The 15,463-nt window shown below is 72.6% G+C and carries 14 protein-coding genes and 1 pseudogene; 4 read left to right on the plus strand and 11 right to left on the minus strand.

Annotation, left to right across the window (positions count from 1 at the left end):
• Window positions 1-9 precede the first annotated feature (9 nt).
• Entirely contained in the window at window positions 10-927 is a 918-nt protein-coding gene (locus ACWA7K_RS16530) for a DUF6279 family lipoprotein (protein ID WP_456162497.1), read from the plus strand.
• Here ACWA7K_RS16530 and ACWA7K_RS16535 read toward each other — a convergent pair.
• The 4 genes from ACWA7K_RS16535 to ACWA7K_RS16550 are packed head-to-tail and all read right to left on the minus strand — an operon-like array spanning window position 902 to window position 3,811.
• Complete coding sequence (locus tag ACWA7K_RS16535) at window positions 902-1,525, minus strand: DUF4136 domain-containing protein (protein WP_456162498.1); 624 nt, start codon at window positions 1,523-1,525, stop codon at window positions 902-904. The genes ACWA7K_RS16530 and ACWA7K_RS16535 overlap by 26 nt on opposite strands.
• A gap of 14 nt (window positions 1,526-1,539) precedes the next feature.
• Complete coding sequence (gene ttcA / locus ACWA7K_RS16540) at window positions 1,540-2,550, minus strand: tRNA 2-thiocytidine(32) synthetase TtcA (protein ID WP_456162499.1); 1,011 nt, start codon at window positions 2,548-2,550, stop codon at window positions 1,540-1,542.
• The gene (locus tag ACWA7K_RS16545) at window positions 2,547-2,948 is read right to left on the minus strand and encodes a dihydroneopterin aldolase (RefSeq protein ID WP_456162500.1); all 402 of its coding nucleotides are present in this window, start codon (window positions 2,946-2,948) and stop codon (window positions 2,547-2,549) included. Before ACWA7K_RS16545 ends, ttcA begins: the two co-directional genes overlap by 4 nt.
• 11 nt (window positions 2,949-2,959) lie before the next feature.
• Window positions 2,960-3,811, minus strand: coding sequence for an SDR family oxidoreductase (locus tag ACWA7K_RS16550; RefSeq protein WP_456162501.1), 852 nt, complete (start codon window positions 3,809-3,811; stop codon window positions 2,960-2,962).
• Between the two features lie 208 nt (window positions 3,812-4,019).
• Between ACWA7K_RS16550 and ACWA7K_RS16555 the strand changes: the two genes are divergently transcribed.
• Complete coding sequence (locus ACWA7K_RS16555) at window positions 4,020-5,174, plus strand: class I SAM-dependent methyltransferase (RefSeq protein WP_456162502.1); 1,155 nt, start codon at window positions 4,020-4,022, stop codon at window positions 5,172-5,174.
• Window positions 5,175-5,186: 12 nt separating this feature from the next.
• Window positions 5,187-5,378 carry a DUF2905 domain-containing protein gene (locus ACWA7K_RS16560; protein ID WP_456162503.1) on the plus strand — a complete coding sequence of 64 codons (192 nt, stop codon included), beginning with the start codon at window positions 5,187-5,189 and terminating at the stop codon, window positions 5,376-5,378.
• A 421-nt stretch (window positions 5,379-5,799) separates the two neighbouring features.
• Here ACWA7K_RS16560 and ACWA7K_RS16565 read toward each other — a convergent pair whose 3' ends face one another.
• The 7 genes from ACWA7K_RS16565 to ACWA7K_RS16595 all read right to left on the minus strand — a co-directional run bounded on the left by ACWA7K_RS16565 (window position 5,800) and on the right by ACWA7K_RS16595 (window position 15,122).
• Window positions 5,800-7,071 carry a multifunctional CCA addition/repair protein gene (locus tag ACWA7K_RS16565; RefSeq protein ID WP_456162504.1) on the minus strand — a complete coding sequence of 424 codons (1,272 nt, stop codon included), beginning with the start codon at window positions 7,069-7,071 and terminating at the stop codon, window positions 5,800-5,802.
• Window positions 7,068-7,772 (minus strand): glutathione S-transferase family protein, encoded by a 705-nt coding sequence (locus ACWA7K_RS16570; protein WP_456162505.1) that lies wholly within the window; start codon window positions 7,770-7,772, stop codon window positions 7,068-7,070. Before ACWA7K_RS16570 ends, ACWA7K_RS16565 begins: the two co-directional genes overlap by 4 nt.
• Window positions 7,773-7,872: 100 nt before the next feature.
• Window positions 7,873-9,258 carry a sigma-54-dependent transcriptional regulator gene (locus ACWA7K_RS16575; RefSeq protein ID WP_456162506.1) on the minus strand — a complete coding sequence of 462 codons (1,386 nt, stop codon included), beginning with the start codon at window positions 9,256-9,258 and terminating at the stop codon, window positions 7,873-7,875.
• Window positions 9,259-9,322: 64 nt separating this feature from the next.
• Window positions 9,323-10,765, minus strand: a complete 1,443-nt coding sequence (locus ACWA7K_RS16580) for a sensor histidine kinase (RefSeq protein WP_456162507.1) — start codon at window positions 10,763-10,765, stop codon at window positions 9,323-9,325.
• Between the two features lie 106 nt (window positions 10,766-10,871).
• The gene (locus tag ACWA7K_RS16585) at window positions 10,872-11,876 is read right to left on the minus strand and encodes a complex I NDUFA9 subunit family protein (RefSeq protein ID WP_456162508.1); all 1,005 of its coding nucleotides are present in this window, start codon (window positions 11,874-11,876) and stop codon (window positions 10,872-10,874) included.
• Window positions 11,873-13,915 carry a transglycosylase SLT domain-containing protein gene (locus ACWA7K_RS16590; RefSeq protein ID WP_456168842.1) on the minus strand — a complete coding sequence of 681 codons (2,043 nt, stop codon included), beginning with the start codon at window positions 13,913-13,915 and terminating at the stop codon, window positions 11,873-11,875. Before ACWA7K_RS16590 ends, ACWA7K_RS16585 begins: the two co-directional genes overlap by 4 nt.
• Window positions 13,916-14,162: 247 nt before the next feature.
• A complete protein-coding gene (locus tag ACWA7K_RS16595; protein WP_456162509.1) occupies window positions 14,163-15,122 on the minus strand; it encodes a LysR substrate-binding domain-containing protein in 960 nt (319 codons plus the stop codon).
• Window positions 15,123-15,260: 138 nt separating this feature from the next.
• Between ACWA7K_RS16595 and ACWA7K_RS16600 the strand changes: the two are divergent.
• Window positions 15,261-15,431 (plus strand): annotated as a pseudogene (locus ACWA7K_RS16600) (DUF2917 domain-containing protein); the annotation flags it as partial.
• Between the last annotated feature and the right edge of the window lie 32 nt (window positions 15,432-15,463).

Genomic DNA, 15,463 nt, shown 5'->3' on the forward strand with positions numbered 1-15,463 from the left:
GCGCGTGTCGTGACCCTCGTCGCGCTGATGCTCGCCGCGTTGTCCACCGCCGGCTGCAGCACCCTGCGGCTGGCCTACGGCCAGGGTCCGACGCTGACCTACTGGTGGATCGACCGCCATGTCGACTTCGACGCCAGCCAGGCGCCACGGGTGCGCGCCGCGCTCGACCAGTGGTTCGACTGGCACCGCCGCGAGCCGCTGGCCGACCTGGTGGGGCTGCTGGAACAGGCCGCCGCCGATGTCCGCCAGGACCTGACCCCGGCCCAGGCCTGCGTCTGGTGGCAGCGGCTGGAAGAACGCCGCGACCGCTACCTGCTGCGCTACGCGGCACCGATGGCCGAGATCGCCGCGACGCTGTCGCCCGAGCAGATCGCCCACGTCCGCGCCCGCTTCGACAAGGTCAATGCCGAATGGCGTGAAGAGATGATCGACGGCGACGCCCGCCGCCGCGCGCAGGCCTCGGTCGAGCGGGTGATCGACCGTTCGGAGCGCCTCTACGGCCGACTTGACCGCAGCCAGAAGGACTGGGTGGCCGACTGGATGCGCCGCTCGCCGTGGGACCCGCAGCGCTGGCTCGACGAGCGCGAGGCCGATCAGCGCGACACGATCGCGCTGCTCAACGAGCTGAGCGTGCACACCGGCCTGGGTGGCCAGAACCTGACCCAGGCGCAGCGGCTGGAGAAGGTGCGGGCGTGGATGCGCCGGGTGTTCGACCCGTCCAGCGAGGTCAGCCGGGCGCAGCAGGAACGGGTGCTGGAGAACCAGTGCGCCTTTGCCGCCGCGCTGCAGTCGCGCACGACGCCGGCCCAGCGCGAACACGCCGCCGCGACCTTGCGCGGCTGGGCCGACGACCTGCGCAGCCACCAGCTGCCGGCACTTCCGGCCGGCAACGCGCTCGGGATCAGCGCCCCGGCAGCGCGACCGTGACGGTGCGTTCGCCCGCCGGCAGGTCGGGGAAGCCGTCCAGCGCGGCGTCGAACAGCGCCTGCAGGACATCGTCGCCGAGGCCGTAGCGGCTCTCGTGGCGGGTCTGAACCTCGACCAGCACCTTGCGGCTGGACCGGTCGATCAGCAGCAGCCCCATCTCGCGCAGCTCGCGCACGCGGTCGGCGTACCACGGGTGACTGCCCATGCCGAAGCCGACGCCGCCGTGACGGCCGATCGGCGTGCCGATGCCGAAGCCGAAGCTCACGCGCGGCGGCGGGTCGATGACCTGGGCCTGGCGGGCACCGAACTGCACCAGCACGTCCGCATGTTCGGCATCCGGCGCGGCGCTGAAGCCGATGCGTTCCAGTGCGGCCGACGCGGCCGACTCCAGCGCTGCCCGGCGGTCGACCGACGCCTCCTGCGACGGCAGGCGGTCGAAGGCGTAGCTGCCGGGCTTGCGGCCTTCGGGCCAGCTGCCGAAGGTGCGCACCTCGACGTTGACCGAGGTGATCGCCGCGCAGCCGGCCAGCCCGAGGCTGGCCACGGCACCGAAGGCGGCGGCGAGGACGATCAGGCGGCGGCGGGCGGGACGCGACATGGCAAGGCTCCGGTTCAGGCCGGTCGGGACTTCGAGACCGGCATCGCGACGGTGGCGACCGCCGGCAGGGCCGAGGCGGCCGCAGTGGCTGATGTGCCGGCCGGCGTGGCGCAACCCTCGTCGTCGCCATCGTCCTCGTCGAAGGCCTTGTCGCCGGCCGCATCGGGCACGCCGGTCGGCTGGATCGTCCCGAACGGGAAGAGTTTCCGGTCCATCAGGTGCGAGGGCACGACCTGCGAGAAGGCGCGGTGCAGGTTGTCGATGCGGCCGGGGAAGTTGCGGTCCCACTCGCGCAGCATCTTCTTCATCTGCACGCGCTGCAGGTTCTCCTGGCTGCCGCACAGCGAGCACGGGATGATCGGGAACTGCCGGTGCTCGGCCCAGCGCTCCAGATCGGTCTCGGCCACGTAGGCCAGCGGCCGGATGACGGTGTGGCGGCCGTCGTCGCTGACCAGCTTGGGCGGCATGCCCTTGAGCTTGCCGCCGAAGAACATGTTGAGAAAGATCGTGCCGAGGAAGTCGTCGCGGTGATGGCCCAGCGCGATCTTGGTCGCGCCCAGCTCGCCGGCGACGCGGTACAGGATGCCGCGCCGCAGCCGCGAACACAGGCTGCACATCGTCTGGCCCTCGGGGATCAGGCGCTTGACGATCGAGTAGGTGTCCTGGTTCTCGATGTGGAACTCGACGCCCCGGCTCTTCAGGTAGGCCGGCAGGATCTCGGCCGGGAAGCCCGGCTGCTTCTGGTCGAGGTTGACCGCGACGATGCTGAAGCGGATCGGCGCGCGCTGCTGCAGCCCGAGCAGGATGTCGAGCAGGCCGTAGCTGTCCTTGCCGCCGGACAGGCAGACCATCACGCGGTCGCCGTCCTCGATCATGTTGAAGTCGGTGATCGCCTGGCCGACCTGGCGGTGCAGGCGTTTGCTGAGCTTGTTGATCTCGAAGGCGGCCTTCTTTTCGGCTGTCTTCTCGGCGGCCTTGTCGGCCGCGTGGTCGACGGCAGCCGTCGTCTCGGTGGTCGTGTTCATGGCGTCGTCGTCTTCATGCGGAACACCTCGACGCCGACGCTGCGGCAATCGGGGTAGACATCGGGCTTCTGGGTCGAGACGCGCACCGCGCGCACCTTGGGGTGGGCCAGCATCAGCGTCACCACGTCGTCGACCAGCGTTTCCTGCAGGTGGATGTGGCCGCGCGCGACCCGCTCGGAGATGCTGCGGCGCATGAAATCGTAGTCGACGACCTCGTCGAGCTCGTCCTTGGTCGGCGTGCTCTCGCCGATCGGCACGTACAGGTCGACGTTGATCAGCACGCGCTGCTCGCCGCGTTTCTCGAAGTCGTGCACGCCGATGTTGATCCAGACCTCGTAGTCGGACAGGAAGAGGCGGCGGCAGTCCATCAGCGAGGGATGGGCGAGTTGGCTGATCATGAAGTCGGCTTTCAGGACGATGCGCCGCCGGCCGTGGCCTGCTGCTGCACCAGGAACAGGACGTCGCGCGGCTGGCCCAGCAGGTGCTGGCCGCCGTCGACCATTAGGGTCGAGCCGGTCACGGCCGGCGACTCGATCGCGTAGCGCACCGCGCGGGCGACGTCCTCGGGGGTCGAGGAACGGCCCAGCGGCGTCAGGCGGTGGGCGGCGGCGAACTCGCCCTCGCTCATCGGCCCGGACACCAGCGTGACCCCGGGCGACACGCCGACCACGCGCACCAGCGGTGCCAGCGCCAGCGCCTGCATCTGCGTGGCGGCCTGCAGCGCGGCCTTGGACAGCGTGTACGAGAAGTAGTCGGGGTTGAGGTTGGCCAGCTTCTGGTCGAGCAGGTTGACGACACAACCCTGCGCATGCGCCTCGCCGGCCGCGCGGCGGGCGGCCAGCTGGCCGTGCAGCGCCTGCGCCAGCAGGATGGCCGGCGCGGTGTTGGCGCGCAGATGGCGCTCCAGCGCGGCCTGCGTGAAGGTCTCGGGCGCGTCGTACTCGAAGGTCGAGGCGTTGTTGACGACCGCGTCCAGCGGCCGGCCCTGCGCGGCCAGCACCTGCGGCACCAGCGCGCGGCAGGCGGCCTCGTCGGCCAGGTCGGCGGCGTGCAGCGTGACGTTCGCACCGAGCGCGCGCAGCTCGGCGGCGGTCGCCTCGGCCTCGTCACGCGAACGGCCGGCGGCGCTGCGGTGGTGCAGCGCGATGTCGTGGCCGGCGCGTGCCAGCGTCAGCGCGATCACGCGGCCGACACGGCGCGCACCGCCGGTGACCAGCGTCAGCGGGCGGCGGGCATCGGAAGGCAGGGCGGCGGTGGGCATGGGCGTCGGCGTAGGGAAGCTGGAAGGGAGCTGGAGCGAGCAGGAGCAAGCGCTGGGACGGATCGGCGCGGTCCGGGCCAGTCCGGACAGGCGGGCCACCGTGAGGGCCGGACCCGCTTCCTACAATCGTCCGGTGACCCCGAACGTACCGCCCCGCGACCCGGCCGGCAGTGTAGCCAGCCCCCCCCAACCGACGCCCGCGTCGGGCTTGCCCGGCCCGGGCGCCTCGCCGGACTCGATCGCGCTGCTGCACCGCATCGCCAGCGTCATCGAGGACGCGGGCGGCTGGATCGGCTTCGAGCGCTACATGGCGCTGGCCCTCTACAGCCCCGGCCTGGGCTACTACAGCCGCGGTGACCGCCAGTTCGGCGCCCTGCCCGCCAGCGGCAGCGACTTCATCACCGCGCCCGAGCTGAGCCGGTTCTACGGCCGCGCGCTGGCCCGGCAGGTGGCCCAGGCGCTGCGCGCCCTGCCGGCCGGCACGCCGCGCGAGGTCTGGGAGTTCGGCGCCGGCTCCGGCGCACTGGCCGCCCAGCTGCTGGCCGGTCTGGCCGACGAAGGCGTGCCGGTCGAGCGCTACACCATCGTCGACCTGTCGGGCGCGCTGCGCGAGCGCCAGCGCCTGACGGTCGCCGAACAGGTGCCGATGCAGGCCGGCAAGGTCCGCTGGATCGGCCAGCTGCCGGCCACCTTCGACGGCGTGGTCGTCGCCAACGAGCTGCTCGACGCCATCCCGGTGGTGCTGCTGCATTTCGACGGCCACGGCTGGTTCGAACGCGGCGTCGCGCTGCGGCCGGGTTCGGTCGCGGCCGGTGCGCCGGCGCTGGTCTGGGCCGACCGGCCGACCGAGCTGCGCCCGCCCGTCGACGACGTGCCCTGGCCGCCCGGCACCGTGATCGAGCTGCCGCGCCAGGCCGAGGCGTGGGTGCGCACGCTGGCCGCGTCGCTGCGTTGCGGCGCCGCCTTCCTGGTCGACTACGGCTTCCCGGCGCACGAGTTCTATCACCCGCAACGCCACGCCGGCACGCTGGTCTGCCACCGCGCCCACCAGGTCGATGCCGACCCGCTGGAGGCGCCCGGCGACAAGGACATCACCGCCCACGTCGACTTCACCGCCATCGCGCTGGCCGCGCAGGACGCCGGCCTGGACGTGCTGGGCTACACCAGCCAGGCGCGCTTCCTGATCAACTGCGGCCTGATCGGCGACCTCGCCGAAGCCGACCTGCGCGAACGCGCGGCGGCGCAGAAGCTGATCACCGAACACGAGATGGGCGAGCTGTTCAAGGTCCTCGCGCTGGCCAGCGCCGGCCTGCCGCTCGACCCGATCGGCTTCATCGCGGGCGACCGCAGCCACACGCTCTGAGGGCCGGACGACATGCGCTGGCTCATCACGCTGATCGCCGCCTTCATCATCTTCAACAGCCTTCAAGGCTGGCTGCGCCGCATCGGCCTGGGCCGCCTGCCGGGCGACCTGGAATTCCGCGTGCGCGGCCGCGTCTGGACCTTCCCGTTCGGCTCGACCGTGCTGCTGATGCTGATCGCCTGGGTGATCGGGCGGCTGATCTGAAGGTGCCCGTGCTGTTCTTCCCCCCTTTGCGAAGGGGGGCCAGGGGGGATTTGCGGTGGTGGCGGATGCTCTGTTCAAGAGCCCAAATCCCCCCAGCCCCCCTTTTGCAAAGGGGGGAGTCAGAGGGGTGAACTGGCCGGCGAGTCGTTCACCGCCGCGACCCGCGCGGCATGCAGGACGCCGCCCAGCGCCGGGCCCTTGAGGCCGCGCGACTGGGCCTCGGCGACCACGGCGCGGCAGTCGATCGCCTGGGTGATCGGGCGGCTGATCTGAGGGTGCTCAGCCCTGTGCCCCGTACGCGAAGGTGCCAGTGCGGTTGTTCCCCCCTTTGCGAAGGGGGGCCAGGGGGGATTTGCAGTGGTGGCGGATGCTCTGTTCAAGAGCCCAAATCCCCCCAGCCCCCCTTTTGCAAAGGGGGGAGTCAGAGGGGTGAACTGGCCGGCGAGTCGTTCACCGCCGCGATCCGCGCGGCATGCAGGACGCCGCCCAGCGCCGGGCCCTTGAGGCCGCGCGACTGGGCCTCGGCGACCACGGCGCGGCCGTCGATCGCCTGGGCGGCGGCGAGCGCGGCGCGCAGGCGCGGGGCCTGGGGGTAGTCGCGGTCCTCGAGGCCGAGTCGGCCGCGGGCGTCGGCCTCGCAGGCCTGCAGCATCTGCTCGAAGCGCTCGGGGCGGCGCCAGGCGTCGCAGCGATCCATCAGGCGGACCTGGGCGGCGGCGTCGAAGCTGGCGCTGGCATGCACGTTGCCGTGTTCGCGCGCGACCAGGTCGGCCAGCTCGCGGCAGTCGACCGGCACGCGCAGGCGTTCGCACAGCGGCTTGAGCAGCGCGGCGCTGCGGCCCTCGTGGCCGATGTGGCGCGGCAGGATGTCGGCCGGCGTGGTGCCCTTGCCCAGGTCATGCGTCAGCGCGGCGAAGCGCGCGGCCAGCGACAGGCCCAGGCGCGCAGCCTGGTCCAGCACCATCTCGACGTGCACGCCGGTGTCGACCTCGGGGTGGTAGTCGGCCCGTTGCGGCACGCCGTAGAGGCGGTCGACCTCGGGCAGCAGGCGCGCCAGCGCGCCGGCCTCGCGCAGCACCTGCAGCATCCGCGACGGGCGCGGCGACATCAGCCCGCGGGACAGTTCCTGCCAGACCCGCTCGGCGACCAGCGCGTCGACCTCGCCGGCGGCGGTCATCTGGCGGCACAGCGCCATCGTCTCGGGCGCGACGCGGAAGTCGGGCCAGCGGGCGGCGAAGCGGGCCAGCCGCAGGATGCGCACGGGGTCCTCGGCGAAGGCCGGGCCGACATGGCGCAGCACCCGCGCGGCCAGGTCGGCCCGGCCGCCCCAGGGGTCGATGACGGTGACGCCGTCGGCATCGAGCGCCATCGCGTTGACGGTCAGGTCGCGCCGCGCCAGGTCCTGTTCGAGCGTGACGTCCGCGCCGGTGTGGAAGACGAAGCCGTGATAGCCGTGACCGGACTTGCGCTCGGTGCGGGCCAGCGCGTGTTCTTCCTGCGTGCGGGGGTGCAGGAAGACCGGGAAGTCGAGCCCGACCGGGCGGAAGCCGGCGGCGGTCATCTGTTCGGGCGTGGTGCCGACGACGACCCAGTCGCGGTCGCCTTCGGCCACGCCCATCAGCCGGTCACGCACCGCGCCGCCGACCAGGTGGACGCGGGCGCCGGGCGGCAGGATCGGGTCGTCGGTGCTCACGGCGCCTGTCGATACGGTTCCTCGAAATCGAGGAAGTCGTGTTCGGCCAGCGCATCGGCGATCCACGCGGCCACGCCGGGGCTGGCGCTCAGGCGCTCGATGTAGTCGGCCACCGCCGCATGGACCGGCAGGCCGTAGGTGCGCAGGCGCATTGCCACCGGGGCGTAGTAGGCATCGACGATGCCGAGCCGGTCGCCCATCAGCCACGGGCCGCCGTGGGCGTCCAGGCAGCCGGTCCACATGGCCTCGATGCGTGCCAGGTCGGCGCGCACGCCAGGCTGTTCGGCCATGATGCGCTGGCCGACCTCGGGCAGGTGGGCCTCGATGTTCATCGGGCAGTGGCTGCGCAGCGCCGTGAAGCCGCTGTGCATCTCCGCGCACAGGCTGCGCGCCAGCGCGCGGCGGCGCGCATCGGCGGGCCAGAGCTGGCGCTCGGGGTGACGCTCGGCCAGCGTCTCGGCGATGGCCAGGGTGTCCCAGACCACCTGCGGCGCCCGGCCGGGCTGGTCGTCGATCGCCAGCGCCGGCACCTTGCCGGTCGGCACCAGGTCGCCCATCGTGCGCTTGAAGCTCGACTCCGGCGCGAAGCTGTCGAAGCGGACCTTGACCTCCTCGAACGCGATGTCGGCGGCCTTCATCAGCACCCACGGGCGCATCGACCAGGACGAGTAGTTCTTGTTGCCGATGTAGAGCTTGAGCATGGCGGTTCCTTCGAGACGATGTGCCCGCGATGCTATCGGCGCGCCGCCAGCCGGGCGGTGAGAACGGCGCATCGCTGTGATGCGCCGGGGGGCCAACAGCTCAGGTCTTGTCGTCCGAGCGCATGTCCAGGCGCTCCAAGCGATAGCGCAGCGTGTCGCGCGACACACCCAGCAGCCGTGCGGCGGCGCTGACGTTCTGCTTGGTCTTCTCCAGCGCACGCTGGATCAGGCGGCGCTCCATGCGTTCGAGGTGCAGGTCGTCGTCGTTGATCGGGATCTCGTGCATCTGCGTGGCCAGGCCGCTCAGGCGCAGGTGGCGCACGCCGACCTCGTTGCCTTCGAGCACCAGCACGGCCTGCTCCATCACGTTGCGCAGCTCGCGGATGTTGCCGGGCCAGCTGTACTGCAGCAGCGCCTGGCGGGCATCCGGGCCCAGCACCAGGCCGGTCTTGCGGTAGCGCTGGCCGTGCAGCTGCAGGAAATGCTCGGCCAGCATGATGATGTCCGAGCCGCGCTCGCGCAGCGGCGGCACGCGGATCTCGACGATGCGCAGGCGGAAGAACAGGTCGGCGCGGAACGAGCCGTCGCGCACCATCTGCTCCAGCGGCCGGTTGGTGGCGCTGATGACACGCGCATGCACCTGCAGCTCGCGCAGACCGCCCAGGCGGCGCATGCGCTTCTCTTCCAGCAGCTTCAGCAGCTTGACCTGCGTGCTCAGCTCGGCCTCGCCGATCTCGTCGAGGAAGACGGTGCCGTTCTCGGCCGTCTCGACCAGACCGGCCTTGCGGGCGCGGGCGTCGGTGAAGGCGCCCTTCTCGTAGCCGAACAGCTCGGCCTCGATCAGCTGCGCCGGCATCGCGCCGCAGTTGATCTCGACGAAGGGCTCGGTGCGGCGCGGGCCGCCGAAGTGCAGCGCGCGCGCCACCAATTCCTTGCCGGTGCCGGTCTCGCCGACGATCAGCACGGCCGGCGGGTCGCGGTCGGACAGGCGCGATTCGGAGTCCAGCAGCGTCGAGATGGTGTGGCGCAGCTGGCGCACCGCCTCGGACTCGCCGACGATCTTGTCGAGCCCGCTGTCCTGCGCATCGCGCTGGGCGTAGTAGTCGACCGTGCTGGCGAGCTTGCCCTGCACGCTGAGGCGGTCCAGCACGATCTTGAGTTCGCTCAGCACGAGCGGCTTGGTCATGAAGTCGGAGGCGCCGGCCTTCATCGCCTCGACCGCCAGCTCGGTGCTGCCGTAGCCGGTGACCATGATGATGCGGGCATCGGTGTCGATGGCACGGATGCGCGACAGCGCCTCCAGGCCGGTCATCCCCGGCAGGTTGTGATCGAGGATGACGATGTCGGGCCGCCAGGTCTCCAGCAGCGTCAGGCCGTCCTCGGCGCGTCCGGCGATGCGGACCTCGTCGCCCAGGCGCTCCAGGTACATGGCCAGGTTGCGCGCGAGCGTGGTTTCGTCTTCGATGATCAGGATGGCTCTTGCCATGGGCTTCCCTGGGTGGAACGCGGAAATTATCGGTGGCCGTGGCGCGGGCGGACGGGGTGTCGGATCAAGCCGACGCCCGCTTGAGCGGTTCGACCGGAATCGCGTGCGCAACCGGCAGGTGCAGCGTCACGGTGGTGCCGTCGCCGGGCCGGCTGTCGATGCGGACCGAGCCGCCGAGCCGGTCCAGCACGCGCTTGACCAGCGCCAGCCCCATGCCCAGGCCACGCGGCTTGGTCGTGAAGAAGGGCTTGAAGACGTTGGCCAGCGTCTCGGCCGGCATGCCTTCGCCGCGGTCCTGGACCTGGATGCGCACCATGTCGCCCTGCGTGTCGGCGCGCACCGTGACGGTGGCCTGCGGGCCGCTCGCCTCCAGCGCGTTCGACAGCAGGGAGTTCAGCACCTGCTGCAGCAGCACGACGTCGCCGCGCACGGTCGGCAGGCGCCCGGTCCAGTCCAGCACCAGGTGCTTGTTCTGGCCGTCGAAGGCCGGCCGGTAGTGCTCGGCGGCGCCGCGCAGGATCTCGCCCGGGTCGGCCTCGCCCAGCACCTCGGCCGGGTCGCGGGTGTAGGTCAGCAGCGTGCGCACCAGGCGCTCGATGCGGTCGACGTGGACGATGGTCTCGTTGCACATCTCGGGCGGCATCGCGCCGATCTCGCGCTGCAGCTCGGCGGTCGAGCGGATCGACGCCAGCGGGTTGCGGATGCTGTGCGCGGTCGCCGCCGCGATCTCGCCGACCAGCGCCAGCGCGTCGGCCTCGACCAGCCGGCGGCGCTGTTCGTGCATCAGCGCGCTGGCCTTGCGCACCAGCCCGAGCGTCGACAGGTAGAGCACGGTGCCGCCCAGCAGCGAGCAGATCCAGACCAGCGCCGTGCCCATGCGCAGCGTCTCGTTGAGGTGGCTGGGCACGCGGTAGAGCTCGACCACGCCGACCTGGCGGCGCAGCTCGCCTTCGCCCAGGAACACCGGCAGGTAGTTCTCGACGAAGAAGTTGGCGTGCGCCCCGCCCAGCCGGACGTGTTCGCCCTTCATCGGCGAACCATCGTGCTCGGCCACGCCGCGTTCCCAGACCAGCTCGCCGCGCAGCGCGGTCTCGAGCTCGTCGTTGCGGTCGAAGTAGCGCCCGATCAGCGCCGGGTCGCTCGACCACAGCACGCGCCGGTCCAGGCCGTAGACGTTCGAGCGCAGCACGTCGTTCATCGTCGCGACGTGCTGGAAGAACTCGGCGAAGGCCGCGCTGCGCACCGAGTCGCCGCCGGTCAGGAAGTCGTTGCCGACGTTCTGCGTCTCGACGATGTTCTGCACGAAGTCGCGGCTCAGCTCGGCGTCATGGTCGAGCAGGCGGTTCTCCAGGAAGCTCGCCAGCACCAGCGCCATCGACACGCTGACGACCGTGACCGCCAGCAGGCTGACGAGCGAGAACCAGCGCAGCAGCGGAAAGTCGTCGCTCGCGTCGCCCCTGACCAGCTTCAGCCACTGCATCGTGCCGTCCTCCCGTGATGCGTCCATCGCCGCAGCGGGATGCGGCGGCGTGCGGATTGTCGGGTGCCCGGACCGGGCCGGCATTCAGGGTCTGCGCCGTTCGGCCGGGCAGAGCCGGCCGCAGCGTGACGGATCAACGCCCGGCGAGCCGGCGCAGCCGGTCCGGCAGGCTCAGGCCGGGCGCCAGGTGGGGCGCCATGACGTCGGCCATGCGGGTCGGACGCAGGCCCAGTTCGGCCAGACCGGGGTGGGTGCCGGTGGCGACGTTGGGCAGCCGCATCGACGCCAGGTTGTCGGCCGACATCAGCGGCTCGCCGGGCAGCAGGCCCAGCGCGGCGGCCTGCAGGCGGCCGGCCCAGTCGGGCAAGGCGACGATCGGGCGGCGCCGGCCGCTCCAGCGTCCGGCCCGGCGGACCAGTTGCGCCAGCGTCAGCACCTCGGGCCCGGCGGCCTCGAAGACACGCCCGACGCTGCGGACCGGTTCGCGCAGCGCGACGACCATCGCGCGCGCCACGTCCTCGACCCAGACCGGCTGGAAGCGCGCCGTCGCGCCGGCCAGTGCCATCACCGGCGCGACCGCCTGCAGCGCGGCGAACAGGTTGATGAAGCGGTCACCGGTGCCGAAGATGACGCTCGGCCGCAGCACCGTCAGGTCGATCGCGCCGGCCGCCTCGGCCTCGCGCAGCAGCCGCTCGCCGCGGGTCTTGCTGGCCAGGTAGAGGGAAGGCGCGAGCGCCGCCGGATCGCCCGGCCCGTCCTGCACCCCCAGCGCGCTGACATGCAGCACGCGCCGCACGCCGGTCTCGGCGCAGGCCGCCAGCAGGCGGCGCGGCAGCTCGACGTGGACCTTCTCGAAACGCGCCGCGTCGCCGTGCAGCACGGCCACCAGGTTGACCACCGCGTCGCAGCCGGCCAGCAGCCCGCGCAACGCGGCCGGGTCGTGCACGTCGGCGGCCAGCAGCTCGACGCTGGGCAGCATCGCCAGCGCCTTGGCGCGGGCCGGCCGGCGGCTCGGCACGACCAGGGTCGCGTCCATGCCGGACTGGCGCCAGGCGGCGGCGAAGGAGCGGCCGACGAAGCCGGTGCCGCCCAGCACGAGGATGCGGCGCGGCGGGGCGCAGGCCAGGAGAGCGGTCACGGCAGGTCCTTGTTCTCGGGTGGCGCAGTGGCCGGGCGGGGCGCGATCGGCGGGCCCAGCCGGGTGCGCAGCGGCACCACGCTGTTGCCGCCCAGCAGCGCACCGTAGTAGCTGGCGTTGGACAGCACCTTCTTGACGTAGTCGCGGGTCTCGTTGAAGGGGATGCCCTCGGCCCAGGCGGCCACCTCCAGCGGCGGGCCGTCACGCCAGCGGCGCAGCCGGCTCGGGCCGGCGTTGTAGGCGGCAGCGGCCATCGGCAGCGAACCTTCGACGTCGTCGAGCACCAGCTTCAGGTAGCCCACGCCCAGGCGCAGGTTGACCTGGCGGTCGGTGATCTGCTCGGGCTTGAAGTCCAGGCCCAGCTTGCGCGCGGTCCAGCGCGCGGTCGCGGGCATCAGCTGCATCAGGCCGGACGCGCCCACGCTGGATTTCGCGTCCAGGATGAAGCGCGACTCCTGCCGGATCAGGCCGTAGACGTTGGCCGGGTCGACCCCCAGCTCCTGCGCGGCGGCGACGACGTCGGCGCGGAAGGGCGTCGGGAAGCGCTGCGCCACGTCGATCTCGGCGCGGGTGCGTTCGCTGGTGTGGATGCAGCGGTCCCAGACCTCGCGGTCGCAGGCGCGCTGCGCGGCGGCCAGCAGCTCGCGGTCGCCCAGGCCGACGACCGAGTAGTTCCACTCGCGCACGCCCTCGGGCCGCAGGCCCAGCGCCAGCAGCGCCAGCGCCCGGTTCAGGCCCGGGTTCTGGTCGGCCGCGCGGCGCTCCTCGGCGGTCGGCGGGGCCGGACGAGGCGGCAGCGCCTGGGTCCGGCCGAGCGCCTCGCTGGCCAGCTTGCCGTAGAAGCTGACGTGTCCGGCGATGCGCTCGAACAGCACCGACGCGCCGGTGCGCTGGCCGTCGCCGTCCGGGCCGGGCGCCGCCAGCGCGGTCAGCGCGCGGGCCTTCCAGTAGACCCAGGTCGGCTCGGCCTGGACCGGTGCGCTCATCGCGTCGATGGCGCTGCGCACGCGCGCCCAGCGGCCGTCGTCGGTCGCCCGCAGCGCGACGCGCGCCCGCCAGGCCAGCGTCTCGTCGCTCCAGTCGACATCGCGGGCCTGCGGCACGGCCAGCGCGCGCTGGAACCAGGCGTCGGCCTCGGGCATGACCTTCCAGGCCGCCTGCTTGGCGATGGCCGCCCAGGTCCAGGCGGCGGCATCGGGCGCCAGCGCGGCCTGCCAGCGGTCGTCCAGCAGCGTCGCGGCGGTCTGCGGGTCGGTGGTGGCCAGCCGCACCAGCGCCAGCACGACCAGTTCGGCGCCCTGGCGGGTGCCGGCGTCGGCCTTCTTCTGCAGGTAGCGCTGCGGCTGTTCCCACAGCTCGTTGAGCGGCGCGGCGGGCTTGTCGACCAGCTTCTCGTCGATCAGCGCGACGGCCTCGCGCGCCAGCACGCGCCGGCCGGCCTCGGCGCTCAGGCGCGCCTTGGCCCAGGCGTCGGCGCTGCCCAGGCGACGGGCCTCGAACAGCGTCGAGGCCATCAGCGCGCAGCCGGGCAAGGGCTCGCGCTGGGTCAGCCACAGGCTGCGGGCGGTGGCGCGCACGTCCTCGCCGGCCAGGTGGCGCACGACCTGCTGGTAGCAGTCGACCTGGCGGTCATCGGCCAGCTTGAAGCGCGGCTGTTCGGCCGCGAAGCCGCGCCAGTCGCGCCGCAGCCCGAGTTCGAGCAGCCAGTCGTTGCGCAAGCGGTCTTCCAGGTAGCTGCCGGGCCAGCGGGCGTAGAAGGCGTCCAGGTCGGCCTGCCCGACCTCACCCAGGCGCAGCCCGATTTCCCAGTAGTCGACCCAGATCGCGAGCGGGTGACGACCGGCGGTCAGCTCGTCGCGCAGCGCGGCCAGCCGCGCGCGGTCGCGCTTGCGCAGGGCCTCGCGGGCGTCGAGGAAACGGCCGTCGAGCGGATGCGCCGTCGTCACGACGCCGGCCGCACCGGCTGCGGCGGCGGGCGCTGCGGGGTTCGGGGTGCTGGCGGATGACGGAGCGGCCGGCTGGGCCGGCTGGGCCTGCAACGGCAGACACGGGAGCGCCAGCGCCAGGACGGCGCCGGCCAGCGAGATCGGGAACGCGGCGCGGCGGCCGGTGATGCGGGTCAAGGAGAGTCCTCAGGCGGCCCCGGGTCCGGGGCAGTTGACGAAGCGGTGCCACGAAGGCGTCAGCCGGGTTTGTAGCGCAGCGACCGGTGCGTGGCTGCAGCGGGGTTGTCGCGCCGGCCTGCGGGCGTGAGAACGTGGACGGGGGCTCATCGGCTTGTCCTGCTCAGGCGCCGGGCACCCGCGCCCGCACGTCGGCCGCCTGCGCCAGCAGCCAGTCGCGCAGCTGGCGGACCTCCGGCCGTTCGCCCGAGGCCGGCGCGACCAGCAGCCAGTAGCTGCAGGGCACCGGTTCGCGCGCCGCCGCATCGAAGGGTTCGACCAGCTCGCCGCGCGCCAGCGCATCGGCGATCAGCGGCAGGCGGCCCAGCACCACGCCCTGGCCGGCCTGGGCCGCCTGGACGCGCTGGTGGTCGTAGTTGAAGGACAGCCAGTTGCGCGGCTGCAGCGTGCCCAGCCCGCGCCGGCCGAGCCAGTGATGCCAGCCGCGCCAGGCGGTGCTGGGTGTCGCCGGCGGGTCGTCGATCTCCAGCAGCGTGTGGCCGCCCAGGTCGGCCGGCTGGCGCAGCGCCGGGGCCTCGCCGCGCCGGGCCCGGTCGAGCAGCCACGGGCTGACGATCGGCGCCAGCACGTCGCCGAACAGCGTGGTGGCCTCGGCCGGCCGGTCGGCATCGCGGCCGTAGCGCAGCGCGAGGTCGATCTCGCGGCCTTCCAGGTCGTCGAGCGTGTCGGTCGCGGCGATGCGGATGTCCAGCGCCGGATGGGCGCGCTGGAAGGCCTCCAGCCGGGGGATCAGCCACAGCGTCGCGAACGACGCGAAGGTGGTGATGGCCACGCGCGGCCGGGCGCTGGCGCTGCGGATCTGGCGCACTGAGCCGTCCAGCCGCTCCAGCATCGGCTGGACTGCGCGCAGCAGCGTCGCGCCGGCCTGGGTCAGCGCGACCTGGCGGGTGTCGCGCTCGAACAGCTGCGCGCCGAGCTCGTCCTCCAGCCCCTTGATCTGGCGGCTGATGGCCGACTGGGTCAGGAACAGCTCCTCGCCGGCCAGCCGGAAGCTCAGCAGCCGGGCGACCGCCTCGAAGGCGCGCAGGAAGGTCAGCGACAGGGGGCGGGAACGCGGGTTCATCGGGCAGGTTCCGGAGCGGTCAGCTCATGCATGGATCGCAACAATCCGGCCGCTCGATCTCATTGGACGGAACGGCCTGACGCCCCGAGGATACGCCCATCGTCAGCGCAACAGGAGTCCGCCATGACCGACCGCTTCATGCCCCGATCGCATCAATCCCGCCAGCCCGACCGGCCCTGGACGGTGCCCGCCGAAGGTTGCCTGCAGGTCGACGCCGGGCCGCTCTGGGTGACCCGCGACGGCGACCCGGACGACCACATCCTGGCGCCCGGCGACCGGCTGGCCCTGCGTCGCGGCGACCGCATCGTGGCCGGCGCGTGGCTGCCCGACCGGCCGGTGGC

Source organism: Leptothrix mechoopdaensis (SeqCode) (genome assembly GCF_053893855.1).

What these genes read in the sequence shown, in the direction of transcription:
- ACWA7K_RS16535 (WP_456162498.1), bottom strand. Translation starts at nt 1,525, where the DNA reads ATGTCGCGTCCCGCCCGCCGCCGCCTGATCGTCCTCGCCGCCGCCTTC.
- ttcA (WP_456162499.1), bottom strand. Translation starts at nt 2,550, where the DNA reads ATGAACACGACCACCGAGACGACGGCTGCCGTCGACCACGCGGCCGAC.
- ACWA7K_RS16545 (WP_456162500.1), bottom strand. Translation starts at nt 2,948, where the DNA reads ATGATCAGCCAACTCGCCCATCCCTCGCTGATGGACTGCCGCCGCCTC.
- ACWA7K_RS16550 (WP_456162501.1), bottom strand. Translation starts at nt 3,811, where the DNA reads ATGCCCACCGCCGCCCTGCCTTCCGATGCCCGCCGCCCGCTGACGCTG.
- ACWA7K_RS16560 (WP_456162503.1), top strand. Translation starts at nt 5,187, where the DNA reads ATGCGCTGGCTCATCACGCTGATCGCCGCCTTCATCATCTTCAACAGC.
- ACWA7K_RS16570 (WP_456162505.1), bottom strand. Translation starts at nt 7,772, where the DNA reads ATGCTCAAGCTCTACATCGGCAACAAGAACTACTCGTCCTGGTCGATG.
- ACWA7K_RS16575 (WP_456162506.1), bottom strand. Translation starts at nt 9,258, where the DNA reads ATGGCAAGAGCCATCCTGATCATCGAAGACGAAACCACGCTCGCGCGC.
- ACWA7K_RS16580 (WP_456162507.1), bottom strand. Translation starts at nt 10,765, where the DNA reads ATGGACGCATCACGGGAGGACGGCACGATGCAGTGGCTGAAGCTGGTC.
- ACWA7K_RS16595 (WP_456162509.1), bottom strand. Translation starts at nt 15,122, where the DNA reads ATGAACCCGCGTTCCCGCCCCCTGTCGCTGACCTTCCTGCGCGCCTTC.